The sequence below is a fragment of the Neisseria sp. P0021.S007 genome (genome assembly GCF_051956855.1).
In genome coordinates, this window is sequence record NZ_JBQCXA010000671.1 from 1 (window position 1) to 637 (window position 637).

Sequence of the window (637 nt, forward strand, 5' to 3'; positions counted from 1 at the left end):
TTCAAATAGAAATAGGGCATTCTGTTGATTGGTATTTTGCACAATCGAGACTTCATGGATGGAATTGAGTTTTTGAATTTTATTAGGTCTTGCTTACTGTTAAAGATCGATATGTGCATCATTGGAAATCGGTTTATATTTGTATGGGGAGCCGGTGTTAGATAAATAATTCTTTGAACACTTTCCGTGGGTAAGGCCTACGCGACGTTTTCTCCCTTTATTCAGGACAAAGGTCGGGTGCAGCAGGTCAAAGAAACCATGTTGAGGTCGTCTGAAAACAGATGGTTGGAGAAATTCATTTGAGCTTTTGCGAAACCTATATTGAAGTACGGCAAATTTTGATGGGTTATTGCGATTCGGTCAACTCTTGTCCAAAGGATGCAATAAGCTGGTGGTAAATTTGATAAGCTGATAAACGGTTGCGATTTTGGTATTTTTCATCCTCTTTTGCGGGGGAGAGGAATAGGGAAAATACGGAAATAGCGGAAATATAGTGGATTAACTTTAAACCAGTACGGCGTTGCCTCGCCTTGCCGTACTATCTGTACTGTCTGCGGCTTCGTCGCCTTGTCCTGATTTAAAGTTAATCCACTATAAAATGAAATGGCTTTGCAGCAAGTCTATTGATACAAAAGGT

1 pseudogene is annotated in these 637 nt (G+C 40.0%); it reads right to left on the reverse strand.

Annotated features, from left to right (window positions below):
- Positions 1 to 488: 488 nt before the first annotated feature.
- Positions 489 to 596: pseudogene (locus ACTHUR_RS15300) on the reverse strand (IS5/IS1182 family transposase); the annotation flags it as partial.
- Between the last annotated feature and the right edge of the window lie 41 nt (positions 597 to 637).